This is a genomic window from Mycobacterium sp. pUA109 (assembly GCF_041287095.1).
Classification (GTDB): domain Bacteria; phylum Actinomycetota; class Actinomycetes; order Mycobacteriales; family Mycobacteriaceae; genus Mycobacterium.
Genome location: NZ_JBGGKS010000001.1, coordinates 142,380 through 157,218, shown reverse-complemented (window position 1 = coordinate 157,218; position 14,839 = coordinate 142,380). Strand labels below are relative to the sequence as shown.

Sequence of the window (14,839 nt, the reverse complement as noted above, 5' to 3'; positions counted from 1 at the left end):
GTTATTCGCGCCGCAGCCGCGACTCCACGAACCGCTCGAGTTCCTCCCACGCCTTGACCGCCGAGGCAAACGGCGCCTTCACCGTGCCGGGCGCTTCGGGGTCCAGCACGTGGGCGACCAGGTTGCCCAGCGGACGGTCGGGATCCAGCGCTTTATCGACAATGTCGTCCTCGGCGTAGGTACCGACATCGCGGAGCAGTTCGACGGCCAGCTCAAGCTGATCGCGGTCCACCGCGTCCGGCCCGTCGGCGAGGTCATCGGCCAGCCCGGTCAGCACGTAGACGTTGTCGTCGGTGATGTCCACCGCCAGCGAACCGTCAGTGGCCGCGGTGCGGATGTCGTCGTAGGTGCTCAGGTCGGACAGGTCATGGTCATGCTCGTCGGCCAGGTATCGCGCCAGCGTGCGTTCGGAGCTGAACACGCTGATCCGGCCGTTGCGGCCCAGGAAGATCGGCTGGTCGTCGAAGTAGCACCGCAGCGTGTAGAGGGTCCCGGCGCCGGTCATGATCCGGATCGGGTCGATGCCCACCTTCGCCCAGAAATCCGCGTCGCTGCCGAGCACCACGCTGGTGGCGCGGGCGGGTGCGGCGTCGGAGTCCTCGGCCGGCTCGTCGGACTCCTCGGCGTCGGCCGCCGCCTCGTCGCCGTCCTCGGCGGCCGACTCCTCGATCGCCTCGTCCTCTTCGGGGGGCTCTTCGGCCAGCTCGTCGGCGGCGCGGCGCGACGCCGCCTCGTCGACGTCGGGGGTGGTGATGACGTCGTCGAGGGCGCTGAGCACGTTGTCCCAGTTGCGCGCGATGATCTCGCCGATCACATACCAGCGCTTGCGACCGGCCTTGCCCTTGAAGTGCTCGATGCCGCCGGTCACGGTGCCCAGCGTGGGGTTGCCGTTGAAGAACTTTGTCACCGCGGACAGCTCGCACACCGACCCGATCGACGCGACCACCGCCAGCGTGTTCGCCAGGGTCCGCACCGACTTCTTGGTGGGGTTGTCGGCCACCAACTCCTCGACGGTGACGAGGTCGAATTGGTTGCGCTCGGCCGGATCCAGTTTGTGCGCGTTGGCCTCGGTCAGGCCCGCCCAGCCGGGGTGGTCGGCCAGGTCGTGGTCGGTGTTGGTGCGCACGAACGCCACCAGGTCGGCCGCCGTCTCGAAGACGTAGAGGTCCTCCTCCTTGCCGAGGAACGCCTCCCACTCATCGCCTGAATCACGCCAGCGCGGCGCCCACAGCGTGTAGCGGTCACCAGCGGTCAGGCCCAATCGAATGGGCACGAGGTCAGCAGCCATGCGGCACAGAATAACGACGCCGGTGTCGCGGGGGTCGGAGCGGGCTAGCCGCCCCAGATATCGGCGATGGCCGGGGCGCGCGCCGCCAAGCCGAGTTTGGGCAACCCGTACATCTGCTCGCACGTGGACAGCACGTTGTAGTGGCTGATCGGCTCCGCGTAGGTTCCCGGTTTCACGTTGGCGCCGTAGAAGACCGTCGGAATCTGGTTACGCGAGGCGTTGTCGTCCTCATCCCAGGTCAAGATCAGCAGGCTGTTGTTGGCCTTCGCCCACTGCGCGTACGCCGACAGGTTCTGGTACAGCCAGGTGTCGCCGCGGGTGATGGACCCGTCGTGCATGTCGTTGTCGAGGTTGGGAATGACGAACGACACCGTCGGCAGCCCCGCGTAGTTGGCCGGCGCCGGGAAGGCGGAAAACGGCAGCGAAGAGTTCGGCGGGATGTTGGTGAAGCTGGCCCACGGCACATGTTTGCGCGCGTACTTGCCGGCGCTGCAGACCGTCGAGCCGACGGCCGGCAGGCTTTCGGCGAACCCGGCGAAGCTGTACCCGGCGGCCAGCAGCTGCGTGCCCAGGTTTGCGGCGTTGCCCGCGTTGACCGGGCAGACGTTCTCCGTCACGCCGAGCGTGCTGCCGGCGAACAGCGCGAAATAGTTCGGTTCGCTGGGATGCACTTCGGCGAACGATTGCGCCATCATCGCGCCGCCGGCGGCCAGCTGGTTGATGTAGGGCGCCGCCTTGTTGCCGATGATGTTGGCCTGGGAGCGGTTCTCCTCCACCACGACGACGATGTGGGCGAAGGCCGGCACCGCGGCGGCGGTGAAGCCCGGCGGTGATGTGATGCGCCCGGCGGGCACCGGCCCCAGCAGGGCCGTCGCCAGCAGCACCATCAGTCCGGTGGCCCTCAGCGGGATGCTTCTCCGCCGGCGCGGGCGTCGCATGGCCGAAGTATAGGAAGGTTGCGGCCCGCCGCCGCGCAGCCGCCACGCGTGTCCGTTCCTGAAAATCAGATGAAAAATAATTGTGAATTTCCCCACACCGGGTTCGGGTGGGCGCGATCATAGGCGCAGATTGCCGCCCGCGGGGAGCAACAGGCGACCACCGGACGGTGCTGGGTCGGGAGGTCGCAATGGCCGCTACGCGGTTGCGTTCGCTGGGTGCGGTGCTGTCGGCGGCCGTCGGTGCCGCCGTCGTCGGGGCGACGTCGGCGTTGACGTCGGTGGTGATCGCCAACATCGCGCTGCTGGCCGACGAGGCCTGGATCATGGGCGGCACCGCGGTTCCCGACCCCACCGTCGACGACTACATGAGCCAAGTCGAAGCGCTCTACCTGCAGCCCAACGGGTTCACCGGCCCGTTCACTCCGCTGGACACGCCGGAGCAGTTCTGTCCGATCGTGTGCCTGACCAACCCCGCGGGCAACCCGGCCTGGGACAACCTGAATTTTGGTAACTCGGTGAACGTCGGCGCGCAACAGCTGAACACCGTCCTCGGCGGCAACGGCGACGCGGGCGTGATATTCGGCTACTCGCAAAGCGCCACCATCGCCACCCAGGAGCTCAACAACCTGATCAAGGACGGCGTCGACGCCAGCAACCTGCACTACGTGCTGATCGGCGACCCCAACAACCCGCTGGGCGGCATCCTGGACCGCTTCCAATTCCCGGACGGCATCAAGGCTTTCAGCCTGACGCCGGTCGGGCAGCACCTGCCGTTCCTCAACGTGCCGCTGAGCATGGACCCGACCCCGACCGCCGGGATCGGCGCGAGCGACATTTACACCGGCGAGTACGACGGTTGGGCGAACTTCCCGCAGGACCCCACCAACCTGCTGGCCGACATCAACGCCATCATCGGCATCGAGACCGTGCACCCGTACTACCCGGACCTCACCGCCGATCAGGTGGCCAGTGCCATCAACGTCGGGACCATCGGGGACACCGACTTCTACTACCTCCCGCAGAATCTGCCGATCCTGCAGTTCATGTTCAACGGCGGGACCGCCGGGCAGTTCTTCGGGGATTTCTTCTCGCCGTGGGCCCGGCTGTTCATCGACTGGGGTTACGGCAACGCCGGCGATCCCGCGGTCGACGGGCTCTACACCATCCCCGGCGGCACGTACATCGAAGGCAGCGCGTATGAGCAGGCGATCGGGGTGGCCGGCGGCCCGTGGGCCGAGACCCCGCTGGGCACCCTGTACGACGGCTCCGGTGTCGCCGGGCTTTTCGAGAAGATGGATCCGCTGCAGATGCTGGCCGGGCTGCAGAACGCCTTCATTCAAAGCGTCATCGGGCCGTGGGCCGACGTCGCGGCCAACGGCGGCACGCTGTCGGCCGGCGAACTCGGCATCATCAACGACATCACCGTGTTGCTGCAGAACATCACCGGCTACGACCTGGTCAACTTGGTTGACGGCGCGCTGCTCACCGGCTGGAATGATTTGGCGAACCTGTTGGACCTGGGCAGCATCATCGGTCCGGACGCCATCTTGGACGGGCCGCTGATCGCCGGGCAACCGCTCATCGACCTGGTGGGCCTGGGCTTCGACATCTTCAACTTCTTCGGCGCCTGACCCGCCCGCTGTCGGGCACCCCCGTAGGCTCAGTGGCCGTGGATGTGCGCGTGCTCGACCACCCGCTGGCGGCGGCCCGGCTGACCACGCTGCGCGATCACCGCACCGACAACGCGGCGTTCCGCGCCGCGCTGCGCGATCTGACGCTGATGCTGGTCTACGAGGCCACCCGCGATTTGCGGTGTGAGTCGATGACGGTGCGCACCCCGCTGGTCGAGACGGTCGGGGCGGTGCTGGCCGCGCCGCCGCTGCTGGTGCCGGTGCTGCGCGCCGGCCTGGGCATGGTCGACCAGGCGCATGCGCTGCTGCCGGAAGCCCGGGTCGGGTTTGTCGGGGTGGTCCGCGACGAGGACACCCATCTGCCGGTGCCGTATCTGGCGTCGCTGCCCACCGACCTGACCGGCCAGCCGGTGATGGTGCTCGACCCGATGCTGGCCACCGGCGGCTCGATGACGCACACCCTGGGGGTACTGCTCGACCGCGGTGCCACCGACGTCACCGTGCTGTGCGTGGTGGTCGCCCCGGAAGGCCTTGCCGCCCTAAAGAAAACCGCCCCCGGTGTGCGGCTGTTCACCGCGGCGATCGACGAGCGGCTCAACGAGGACGCCTACATCGTGCCCGGCCTGGGCGATGCCGGTGACCGCCAGTTCGGGCCGCGCTGAGCGGCTGGAGATTTCAGCCGGCTCGCCGTAGCCCGCGAACGTCGTCCTCACCAGGCGCCCACAACCCCCACCAGCTCGTCGCACAACCGTGTCGCGTGTTCTTTGGCGGTATCCAGGCCGTCGGCCGCCGCGCACCGAACCTCAAGGTAGAACTTGAGTTTCGGCTCGGTGCCGGACGGCCGTGCCACCACCCGAGCCAGTGTGTCGGTGTCCTCGGCGATAAAGATCAGCGCGTCGGTGCGGGGCTCCAGATCGGTAACGGTCACGGGCAGCCCGGTCAGTTGCTTCGGCGGGTCGGCCCGCAGCCGGGTCATCATTGCGGCCGCCTCGTCGATGTCGGCGACTCGGCGCGACACCGCCGCACCGACGTGCACGCCGTGGCGGCGGGCCAACTCGTCCAACGCGTCGGGCACCGAGCGGCCCCGGTCGCGCAGCGTTGCCACCACATCGCAGACCAGCACCGCCGCGCTGATGCCGTCCTTATCCCGGACGGCGGCCGGGTCGACGCAGTGCCCGATCGCCTCCTCGTAGGCGTAGAGCAGGGTGGCGTCGGGCAGGTCGGCGTCGGCGCGGGCCAACCATTTGAACCCGGTCAGGGTTTCCGCATGCCGGGCCCCGTGGTGCGCGGCGATCGCGGCCAGCATCCGCGACGACACCACCGTGGACGCCACCACGCTGGATTCAGGTGTCTCGACCTGGGACAGCAGGTAATCGCCCAGCAGCCAACCGGTTTCGTCGCCCGACAGCATCCGCCACCCGGACGACGTGGGAATGCCAACCGCGCACCGGTCGGCGTCGGGATCCAGCGCGATGGCGACCTCGGCGTCGACGTCGGCGGCCAGCGCCAGCAACGCGTCGGCGGCCCCGGGTTCTTCCGGATTCGGGAACGCCACGGTGGGGAAGTCGGGATCCGGCGCGAACTGGGCGCCCACCGCGTGCACGTCGACGATGCCGGCCCGGTGCAGCGTGTGCACGGCGACGTCACCACCCACCCCGTGCAGCGCGGTCAGCGCCACCCGCACCGAGCCGGATCCGCGGCGCACCGCCGCGGCCCGCGCGATGTAGCGGTCGATCAGGTCGCGTCCGGTGGGTGGGACGGCCTGCCGGGGGATTTGGTCGGCGAAGGGCGCGGCGGCCATCGCCGCCTCGATCTGGGTGTCGGTGGGGGAGATGATCTGCATCCCGCCCTCGCAGTACACCTTGTAGCCGTTGTCGGTCGGCGGGTTGTGCGACGCGGTGATCTGAATTCCGGCCACCGCACCCGTGTGCCGCACCGCGAACGCCACCACCGGTGTCGGCACCGGTCCGGGCAGCAGCAGCACCGAAAACCCGGCCGCGGCAAGCACCTCGGCGGCCGCGATGGCGAATTCGGCTGACCCGTGCCGGGCGTCGCGTCCGACGATCACCGTTGCGCCCGACCGGTGCCGGTGCAGGACTTGGGCCACCGCCCAACTGGCCCGCAGCACCACGGCGAGGTTCATCGCGTCCGGGCCGCCGCGCACCGGTCCGCGCAGCCCGGCGGTGCCGAACCTGAGCGGCCGGGCGAACCGGGCGGTCAACTCGTCGGCGTCGCAGGCGGCGAGTTCGGCGGCCGTCACCGGGTCGGGGTCGTGGGCGATCCACTCCTCGGGTGTCACCGTCACAACCGGGCGACGACATCGGCCAGCAGCGAGCCCATCCGGGTCGCCGAGCGACGGCCGGCCTCCACCACCTCGGCGTGGCTGAGCGGCTCCCCGGTGATACCGGCGGCCAGGTTGGTCACCAGCGACACCGCCAGCACCTGCGCGCCGGCCGCCCGGGCCGCGATCGTCTCGTGCACGGTCGACATCCCGACCAAATCGGCGCCCAACACGCGCAGCATCGCGATCTCGGCCGGGGTCTCGTAATGCGGGCCCGGCAGGCCGGCGTACACGCCGTCGGTCAGGGTGGGGTCGACCTCGCGGGCCAGCGCCCGCAGCCGCGGCGCGTACGCGTCGACCATGTCGACGAACTGCGCCCCCACCAGCGGTGAGCGCGCGGTCAGGTTGAGGTGGTCGCGGATCAGCACCGGCTGGCCGGTCGCAAAGTCGCTGCGCAGCCCGCCGGCCGCGTTGGTCAGCACCACGGTGTGCGCGCCGGCCGCGACCGCGGTGCGTACCGGGTGCACGACGTGGCGCAGGTCGTGTCCCTCGTAGGCGTGCACCCGACCGGCCAGCACCAGCACCCGGTGCGCGCCGATCGGCACCGACAGCACCTGGTGGCCCTGCCCGGCCACCGTCGGTACCCGGAAGCCGGGCACCTCGGCCATCGGGATCACCGCGGTCGCGGCACCGAGCGCCTCCACCGCGGGAACCCAGCCGGAGCCCAGCACGATCGCGACGTCGTGCTGCCCGACTCCGGTGCGCTCGCTGATGACTTGCGCCGCCTGCTGTGCCAGCGCGTCGGGCCCGTCGTCCACAGCGCCGAGCTTATCCGTTGTCAGCGGTGTCCCGCGGCGGTGAGATACTGCCAGCATGCCCATCATCGCCGCATCGGATCGCGCCGAGGGTGCGGTGACGCCAGGGCCGGGCGGGGGCGATGATTCCGGGGCCGCCGGGATCGAGGTGCGGCCCACATGAGCCTGGTCGATACCGCCGAGTCGTGGCTGGCCGCCAACTGTGACGATCTGGTCGCCTGGCGGCGCCACCTGCACCGCCATCCGGAGCTGAGCCGCCAGGAATACGCCACCACCCAGTTCGTCGCCGAACGGCTGGCCGATGTCGGGCTCAACCCCAAGGTGCTGCCCGGGGGAACCGGCCTGACCTGCGACTTCGGCCCCGAGCATCGGCCCCGGATCGCGCTGCGCGCCGACATCGACGCGTTGCCGATGGCCGAGCGGACCGGGGCGCCGTACACCTCGACGGTGGCCGGGGTCGCGCACGCCTGCGGGCACGACGCCCACACCGCCATCCTGCTGGGCACCGCGCAGGCGCTGGCCGCGGTGCCCGACCTGCCCGTGTCGGTGCGGCTGATCTTCCAGGCCGCCGAGGAGCTGATGCCCGGCGGCGCGATCGACGCGATCGCGGCCGGGGCGCTGACCGGGGTGAGCCGGATCTTCGCGTTGCACTGCGACCCGCGGCTGGCGGTGGGCCGGGTCGCCACCACGCCCGGACCGATCACCAGCGCAGCCGACACCATCGAGATCACCCTGTGTTCGCCGGGCGGGCACACCTCGCGGCCGCATCTGACCGCCGACCTGGTCTACGGCCTGGGCACGCTGATCACCGGGCTGCCCGGGGTGCTGTCGCGGCGCATCGACCCGCGCAACTCCACCGTCATGGTGTGGGGCGCGGTCAATGCGGGGGTGGCCGCCAACGCCATCCCGCAGACCGGCGTGTTGGCCGGCACCGTGCGCACCGCCAGCCGCGACACCTGGGTGCAGCTGGAGGGCATCGTCGGGGAAACGGTGTCGGCGCTGCTGGCGCCGCTGGGCATCGAGCACACCCTGCACTACCGGCGCGGGGTGCCGCCGGTGGTCAACGAGGAGATCTCCACCCGCATCCTGACCCACGCCATCGAGGCCGTCGGCCCCGACGTGCTGGCCGAAACCCGGCAGTCCGGCGGTGGTGAGGACTTCTCCTGGTATCTGGAGGAAGTGCCCGGCGCGATGGCCCGCCTCGGGGTGTGGTCGGGCAGCGGCCCGCAGCTGGACCTGCATCAACCCACCTTCGACCTCGACGAGCGGGCGCTGGCGGTCGGGGTCCGGGTGATGGTCAACATCGTCGAACAATCCGCCGCGGTGTAGGGCCGCCCTCTTCGGCCGGCCTTTTTGGCCGGCCTTTTTGTGCCGCGAGCGTGCGCAGTTGTACGCCCAGACCCGAGAAAATTGGCATTCTGCGCACGTTCGCGGGCCAGGCCGGGCCGGGCCGGGAAGTTATCCACAGGTGGGCCGCAGCTGACTTACCCCGTTGCGTGCGTGCGCCCACGATAACGGCATGGACGAGCGCCTACACCGACTGCTCGACGAGCAGGGAGGCGTGGTCACCGCGGGCCAGGCGTTGACCTTCCTGCGTCGCCGGGAACTGGAAGCGGCGGTGAAGCGGGGAGCGCTGCACAAGGTGTGGTACGGCATCTACGGGCGCGGCCAAATGACCGTCGGTTTGCAACTGCGCGGGCTGGATTTGGCCGCCGGCACGACGGTCGCGGCGTGCCTGGGCACCGCGGCCGCGGCGTATGGTTTCGACACCGAACAGCCCGCCCAGCTGCACGTGGTCAATCCGGGCGGCGCCCAGTTGCGGCCGGTCCCCGGCCTGGTGGTGCACCGACGGGAGGGTGCGCCGCTGAGGATGGTCGCCGGTCGCCCAGCCACCGCCCCGGCGTGGACCGCCATCGAGGTGGCCCGCGGATTGCGGCGTCCGCGCGCGCTGGCCACCCTCGACGCCGCACTGCGCAGCGGCACCTGCACCCGTCAGGAGTTGAACTGGGCTGTCAACCAGCAAGCGGGCCGGCGGGGCATCGTGGCCGTGCGCGAGCTACTGCCGTTGGCCAATCCGCTGGCGGAGTCGCCGATGGAGAGTGAGGCGCGGCTGGTCATGATCGACGGCGGCGTCCCGCCCACGGCGTTGCAGTACCGGATCATGGATGCCACGTCACGGGTCTGGCGGGTCGACTTCGCCTGGCCGGAACACCGCCTCGCGGTCGAATACGACGGCCTGGACTGGCACAGCGGACCGCAAGCGCTCGTCTACGATCGGATGCGCCGCGCCGCCCTGCAGGAGGTGGGATGGGAGGTGCTGGCGATCATCTTCGACGATGTGCGGCGGCGCCCGCAGGACATGGTCCGCCGCATCGACGCCCAATTGGTTCGCCGCGCAGCGTAACTTTCAGCCCGCGAGCGTGCGCAGAATGCCACATTTTTCGGCCCGCAGGCGTACAACTGCGCACGCTCGCGGGAAAAGGGGCAAAAGGGGCACAAGGAACCTACGTGCCGGGGCCGATGTTGCGGGCCGGGCGGGTGCGCAGATCGTGCACGTATTCGGCTGGCGCGCCGGCGATTTCGGCGGCGTCGGCCATCACCCCGAGATAGCGCGCCGAGGGCAGCCCACCCTCCCAGGCGTCCACCACATACAGCCACGCCAGCACCGGGTCGGTGGTGGTGTCCGACGAGATGCGCTCGACCCGACAGCGGATCTTCTTGTGGATGCCGAACTCTGACCCCTCCCACCGGTCCAGGTTCGTCTCGTCGGCCACCGTCATGTCGTAGAGCACGACGAACACCCGAGAGCCCGGATCCTGCACGACGGTGGCCAGCGCCCCTTCCCAACCGATGTCCTCACCGCCGAACGTCAGCCGCCACCCGTGCAGCCAGCCGGTCCCGGCCATCGGAGAGTGCGGTGCCCGCTGCAGCATCTGTTCGGGGTGCATGTTCGACCCGTAGGCGGCGTAGAGCGGCACGGGGGAAAGCTTAGACGGCAGGCGCTCGCTGGGCGGTTAACCGGTGCGTTAGCTAGGTTAGGGCCTGTGGTGACCCGCATCCTGATCCTCGGCGGAGGGCCGGCCGGTTACGAGGCGGCCCTGGTGGCCGCGGCGCGGGGCCCGGACGTCGCCCAAATCACCCTGGTCGACTCCGACGGCATCGGCGGCGCCTGCGTGCTGTGGGACTGTGTGCCGTCCAAAACGTTCATCGCCTCCACCGGGGTGCGCACCGAACTGCGTCGGGCCCCGCATCTGGGCTTCGCGATCGACGCCGACGACGCCAAGATCTCGCTGGGCCAAATCCACGACCGGGTCAAGACGCTGGCCGCCGCCCAATCCGCCGATATCGGCGCCCAGCTGCGCAGCGTGGGCGTCGAGGTGATCGCCGGACGCGGCGAGTTGGTCGACGACATCCCCGGGATGGCACACCACCGCATCCAGGTGACCGAACCCGACGGCACCACCAGCGTGCGCGACGCCGACGTGGTGCTGATCGCCACCGGCGCCAGCCCGCGGGTGCTGCCCAACGCCGAGCCCGACGATGAGCGCATCCTGACCTGGCGTCAGCTCTACGACCTGGACACGCTGCCCGAGCACCTGATCGTGGTCGGCTCCGGGGTCACCGGCGCCGAGTTCGTCAACGCCTACACCGAGCTGGGGGTGCCGGTCACCGTGGTCGCCAGCCGCGACCGGGTGCTGCCGCACGAGGACTCCGACGCGGCGCGGGTGCTGGAGGATTCGTTCGCCGAGCGCGGGGTCACGCTGGTCAAAAACGCCCGCGCCGACTCGGTCACCCGCACCGACGGCGGGGTGTTGGTCACGATGACCGACGGACGCACGGTCGAGGGCAGTCATGCCCTGATGACCGTCGGGTCGGTGCCCAACACCTCCGGTCTGGGCCTGGAACGGGTCGGCATCGAGCTGGGACCCGGCAACTACCTGAGCGTGGACCGGGTGTCGCGCACCTCGGTGGCCGGCATCTACGCCGCCGGCGACTGCACCGGCCTGCTGCCGTTGGCGTCGGTGGCGGCCATGCAGGGCCGGATCGCGATCTATCACGCGTTGGGGGAGGCGGTCAGCCCGATCCGGTTGCGGACCGTGGCCGCCGCGGTGTTCACCCGGCCCGAGATCGCGGCGGTCGGGGTGCCGCAGGCGGCGATCGACAACGGGTCGGTGCCGGCCCGCACCATCATGTTGCCGCTGCGGACCAACGCCCGGGCGAAAATGTCGGAGATGCGCCACGGCCTGCTCAAGCTGTTTTGCCGGCCGGCGACCGGGGTGGTGATCGGCGGGGTGGTGGTCGCCCCGATCGCCTCGGAGCTGATCCTGCCGATCGCGCTGGCGGTGCAGAACCGCATCACGGTCACCGACCTGGCCCAGACGCTGGCGGTCTACCCGTCGCTGTCGGGGTCGCTCACCGAGGCGGCCCGTCGGTTGATGACGCACGACGACCTGGACTAACGCCGGGCCGCCGTTTCGTCGGGCACGCCGCGGGCGTGGCACGTAGCCTGGGGCGAGCAGTGTCGTACTGACGAGTAACCAAAGGAGTTACGTCCTTGACCGACCCGATTCTCGCAGCGGGCAGCGGCCGGACCTGGGGCAGCGCCGTGCTCGGACCGGCCCAGCGGGCGGCGGCCTGGGAGCGGCTCGGCGCCGAACAATTCGACGTGGTGGTCATCGGCGGCGGGGTGGTGGGCGCCGGCTGCGCCCTGGACGCCGCCACCCGCGGGCTCAAGGTGGCGCTGGTCGAGGCCCGCGACCTGGCCGCCGGCACCTCCAGCCGGTCCTCGAAGATGTTCCACGGCGGGCTGCGTTACCTCGAGCAACTGGAGTTCGGGCTGGTGCGCGAGGCACTGCACGAACGGGAGCTGTCGCTGACCACGCTGGCGCCGCACCTGGTCAAGCCGCTGCCGTTTCTGTACCCGCTGACCCGCCGGTGGTGGGAACGCCCCTATGTGGCCGCCGGCATCTTTTTGTACGACCAGCTCGGTGGCGCCAAATCCGTTCCGGCGCAAAAACATCTGACCCGCGCGGGGGCTTTACGGCTGTGCCCGGGGCTCAAGCGCAGCTCGCTGATCGGCGGGATCCGCTACTACGACACCGTCGTCGACGACGCCCGGCACACCATGACCGTGGCCCGCACCGCCGGGCATTACGGCGCGGTGGTGCGGTCGTCGACCCAGGTGGTGGCGCTGCTGCGGGAAGGCGACCGGGTGACCGGGGTGCAGGTCCGCGACTCCGAGGACGGCGCGGTCACCGAGGTCCGCGGCCACGTGGTGGTCAACGCCACCGGGGTGTGGACCGACGAGATTCAGGCGCTGTCGCGGCAGCGCGGCCGGTTCCAGGTGCGCGCCTCCAAGGGGGTGCACGTGGTGGTGCCCCGGGACCGGATCGTGTCCGAGACCGCGATCATCCTGCGCACCGAGCGGTCGGTGCTGTTCGTCATCCCGTGGGGTACACACTGGATCATCGGGACCACCGACACCGACTGGAACCTCGACCTGGCCCACCCGGCGGCCACCAAGGCCGACATCGACTACATCCTCGGCCACGTCAACACCGTGCTGGCCACCCCGCTGACCCACGACGACATCGACGGCGTCTACGCCGGGCTGCGGCCGCTGCTGGCCGGGGAGAGCGACGACACCTCCAAGCTGTCCCGCGAGCATGCGGTGGCGGTGCCCGCACCCGGGTTGGTGGCCATCGCCGGCGGCAAGTACACCACCTACCGGGTGATGGCCGCCGACGCGATCGACGCCGCCGCCGAGTACATCCCGACCCGGGTCGCGCCGTCGATCACCGAGAAGGTGCCGCTGCTGGGTGCCGACGGCTACTTCGCGTTGATCAACCAGACCGAACACGTCGGCACCCAGCAGGGGTTGCACCCCTACCGGGTGCGGCACCTGCTGGACCGCTACGGCGCGCTGATCGACGAGGTGTTGGCGCTGGCCGCCGACCAGCCCGAGCTGCTGGATCCGATCACCGAGGCGCCGATCTATTTGAAGGTGGAAGCCGCCTACGCCGCCGCCGCCGAGGGCGCGCTGCATTTGGAGGACATTTTGGCCCGCCGGATGCGGATCGCGATCGAATACCCGCACCGCGGCGTCGACTGCGCCCGCGAGGTCGCCGAAGTGGTGGCACCGGTGCTGGGCTGGACCGCCGCCGACGTCGACCGCGAGGTGGCGATGTACCTCGCGCGGGTGGAGGCCGAGGTGCTCTCCCAGACCCAGCCCGACGACGAATCGGCCGACGCGCTGCGGGTGGCGGCGCCCGAGGCCCGCGCCGAGATCCTCGAACCGGTACCGCTGGATTGAGCCGGGTGCGGTCGGCGCCGCTGCCGGTGCGCGACGGGCTCGGCCCGGCGCGGGTGCGGCTGCGCGGCGGACCGGCGGCCGACGAACTCGGCGCCCGGTTCGGGGCGCCGGCACGGGCCAAAGTCGCGGCCGGGGAGGTGGTTTGCGCCGACGGCACGGTGGTCGACGCGACGACGGTGCTGCCGGCCGGCGCCTGCGTGTACCTCTACCGTGAGCTTCCCGAGGAAGTGCCGGTGCCGTTCGACATCCCGGTGCTGCATCGCGACGACGACCTCGTGGTGGTGGACAAGCCGCATTTTGTGGCCACCATGCCGCGCGGGCGCCACGTCGCGCAAAGCGCGCTGGTGCGGCTGCGCCGCGAGCTGGACCTGCCCGAGCTCAGCCCCGCCCACCGGCTGGACCGGTTGACCGCCGGGGTGCTGATGTTCACCGCGCGTCGCGAGCTGCGGGGGCGGTATCAGACCCTGTTTTCCCGCGGTGCGGTGCACAAGACGTATTTCGCGCGCGCCGCCGGTGTCCCGGCGGTGGCGTTGCCGGCCCTGGTGCAAAGCCGAATCATCAAGCGCCGCGGCTGCTTACAGGCCGTCGAGGAACCCGGTGAGCCGAACGCCGCAACGTTGATCGAGGCCGTTGGCGACGGGTTGTACCGGCTGACCCCACGCACCGGGCGCACCCATCAGCTGCGCGTGCACATGGCTTCGCTGGGTGTGCCGATCGACGGAGACCCGCTGTACCCCAACGTGGTTGACCCCGACCCGGCCGACTTCAGCACGCCGTTGCAGCTGTTGGCGCACAGCCTGGAATTCGTGGACCCGGTCACCGGGCTGCCGCGCCGGTTCGTCAGCCGCCGCTCACTGGGGTGACCGGGCCAAATGGTGTCCGCACCCGGCCCGGCGCGGCGCTATATTCGGTGCCGGGGGTGAGCGATGCAGAGGGTGGTTTTACCCGGCGGGCTGTGCGCGGCGGCATGCGTCTGGGCGAGCGCAGTTCTGCCGCCGGCGGCAGCGGCGGATCCTGGGCAATTTCCGGACCTGAGCGGTTACACCGCGGTCGACGCAAGCAAATACGCGACGTACTACAACTACCCGACATCGGGCGGCGTGCAGTTCGTCGCCCCCGCCGGCTACCGGTGCCGCATCACCTACACCCTGAAGGCCAACTACGGCCTGACCCAATGCTGGGGCGCGCTGCCCGCCACGTCGGCCAACGTCGTCACGGTGACCCGCGGGCCAACGGCCTTGACACCCGGGGCATTCGGCACCGCCGATCTGGCCGAGATGGACAAATACCGGACGATGGGCAAGCGCGACGTCGTTGACGCGACGTTCGGGCCGGAGGCCTATCAACCCTTGCCCGCCGGCAGCAAGGTGAGCTGGGACAGTTCGGGCACCTGCGGGGTCGACGACACGACGACGGCCTGCGTGATGGGCTCCGCCCCGGAGCGTCACGGGTTCGTGTTATCCGCGCAGGGCAGCTGGACGTTCTGACCACCGGCACCCGCCAGGTGCATCGTGGCTGGTCAGGGCCCTGACGTTTTGCCGTCACCCATCTCGGGTACAAGTAGAGGGCATAG

At 70.3% G+C, this 14,839-nt stretch carries 13 protein-coding genes; 8 read left to right on the top strand and 5 right to left on the bottom strand.

Annotation, left to right across the window (positions count from 1 at the left end; all coding sequences use genetic code 11):
* Position 1: 1 nt before the first annotated feature.
* Both ACAG26_RS00795 and ACAG26_RS00790 read right to left on the bottom strand, forming a co-directional pair.
* On the bottom strand, positions 2-1,288 hold the full coding sequence (locus tag ACAG26_RS00795; protein WP_370478159.1) for a primosomal protein: 1,287 nt from the start codon (positions 1,286-1,288) through the stop codon (positions 2-4).
* A 44-nt stretch (positions 1,289-1,332) separates the two neighbouring features.
* Positions 1,333-2,226 (bottom strand): alkaline phosphatase family protein, encoded by an 894-nt coding sequence (locus ACAG26_RS00790; RefSeq protein WP_370478156.1) that lies wholly within the window; start codon positions 2,224-2,226, stop codon positions 1,333-1,335.
* 188 nt (positions 2,227-2,414) lie between these two features.
* On the opposite strand from ACAG26_RS00790, the gene ACAG26_RS00785 reads away from it, so the two are divergent.
* On the top strand, positions 2,415-3,857 hold the full coding sequence (locus ACAG26_RS00785) for a PE-PPE domain-containing protein (protein ID WP_370478154.1): 1,443 nt from the start codon (positions 2,415-2,417) through the stop codon (positions 3,855-3,857).
* A gap of 38 nt (positions 3,858-3,895) precedes the next feature.
* A complete protein-coding gene (upp, locus tag ACAG26_RS00780) occupies positions 3,896-4,519 on the top strand; it encodes a uracil phosphoribosyltransferase (protein ID WP_370478151.1) in 624 nt (207 codons plus the stop codon).
* Positions 4,520-4,566: 47 nt separating this feature from the next.
* Here upp and ACAG26_RS00775 read toward each other — a convergent pair whose 3' ends face one another.
* Together ACAG26_RS00775 and ACAG26_RS00770 are read right to left on the bottom strand one after the other, a co-directional pair.
* Complete coding sequence (locus ACAG26_RS00775; RefSeq protein WP_370478792.1) at positions 4,567-6,156, bottom strand: phospho-sugar mutase; 1,590 nt, start codon at positions 6,154-6,156, stop codon at positions 4,567-4,569.
* A gap of 2 nt (positions 6,157-6,158) precedes the next feature.
* Entirely contained in the window at positions 6,159-7,013 is an 855-nt protein-coding gene (locus ACAG26_RS00770) for a purine-nucleoside phosphorylase (RefSeq protein ID WP_370478149.1), read from the bottom strand.
* A gap of 99 nt (positions 7,014-7,112) precedes the next feature.
* Here ACAG26_RS00770 and ACAG26_RS00765 point away from each other — a divergent pair, with 99 nt between their 5' ends.
* Both ACAG26_RS00765 and ACAG26_RS00760 read left to right on the top strand, forming a co-directional pair.
* Positions 7,113-8,282, top strand: a complete 1,170-nt coding sequence (locus ACAG26_RS00765; RefSeq protein WP_071024438.1) for an amidohydrolase — start codon at positions 7,113-7,115, stop codon at positions 8,280-8,282.
* 190 nt (positions 8,283-8,472) lie between these two features.
* The gene (locus tag ACAG26_RS00760) at positions 8,473-9,357 is read left to right on the top strand and encodes an endonuclease domain-containing protein (protein WP_370478146.1); all 885 of its coding nucleotides are present in this window, start codon (positions 8,473-8,475) and stop codon (positions 9,355-9,357) included.
* 100 nt (positions 9,358-9,457) lie between these two features.
* Here the strand turns inward: ACAG26_RS00760 and ACAG26_RS00755 are convergent, their stop codons facing one another.
* Positions 9,458-9,931 carry a gamma-glutamylcyclotransferase gene (locus ACAG26_RS00755; protein ID WP_370478143.1) on the bottom strand — a complete coding sequence of 158 codons (474 nt, stop codon included), beginning with the start codon at positions 9,929-9,931 and terminating at the stop codon, positions 9,458-9,460.
* Positions 9,932-9,997: 66 nt separating this feature from the next.
* Here ACAG26_RS00755 and ACAG26_RS00750 point away from each other — a divergent pair, with 66 nt between their 5' ends.
* The 4 genes from ACAG26_RS00750 (at position 9,998) to ACAG26_RS00735 (ending at position 14,753) form a co-directional block, all read left to right on the top strand.
* A complete protein-coding gene (locus tag ACAG26_RS00750) occupies positions 9,998-11,413 on the top strand; it encodes an NAD(P)H-quinone dehydrogenase (RefSeq protein WP_370478141.1) in 1,416 nt (471 codons plus the stop codon).
* Between the two features lie 95 nt (positions 11,414-11,508).
* A complete protein-coding gene (locus ACAG26_RS00745; protein WP_370478138.1) occupies positions 11,509-13,266 on the top strand; it encodes a glycerol-3-phosphate dehydrogenase/oxidase in 1,758 nt (585 codons plus the stop codon).
* Between the two features lie 5 nt (positions 13,267-13,271).
* Complete coding sequence (locus ACAG26_RS00740) at positions 13,272-14,129, top strand: pseudouridine synthase (protein ID WP_370478135.1); 858 nt, start codon at positions 13,272-13,274, stop codon at positions 14,127-14,129.
* 63 nt (positions 14,130-14,192) lie between these two features.
* Complete coding sequence (locus ACAG26_RS00735; protein ID WP_370478132.1) at positions 14,193-14,753, top strand: hypothetical protein; 561 nt, start codon at positions 14,193-14,195, stop codon at positions 14,751-14,753.
* Positions 14,754-14,839 lie beyond the last annotated feature (86 nt).